Origin of the sequence: Psychrobacter sp. AOP7-B1-24 (genome assembly GCF_052376215.1) — a bacterium.
GTDB lineage: Bacteria > Pseudomonadota > Gammaproteobacteria > Pseudomonadales > Moraxellaceae > Psychrobacter.
Genome location: NZ_JBQSVL010000244.1, coordinates 1 through 236 on the forward strand (window position 1 = coordinate 1; position 236 = coordinate 236).

General features: G+C 36.4%; 1 protein-coding gene. It reads right to left on the minus strand.

The annotated features are described in order from the left end of the window. Positions 1-225, minus strand: a 225-nt coding sequence (locus ACT3QP_RS15210) for a DUF6708 domain-containing protein (protein WP_444526085.1), incomplete at its 3' end; no start/stop codon positions are given. Between the last annotated feature and the right edge of the window lie 11 nt (positions 226-236).

The following is a 236-nucleotide window of genomic DNA, read 5'->3' on the forward strand; positions in this document are numbered from 1 at the left end:
CATTTGTATCTTTAGACTACCCCAGTCATAGGTTTCTACTTTTTTATTGGCACCGATGACGTAGACTTTGCCGTCTTTACGATTAAAACGAACGGGGAAATAGGTGTAGGTAAACAGTTCTCGGCTAAGACGTCTTAATACAACATAGAAAAGAGCAAAAAGCGTTGAGGTGAGAAGGATAAATACAACAAAGTATAGACTTATACCATCCTTATCAAAAATCATACCTAATACTA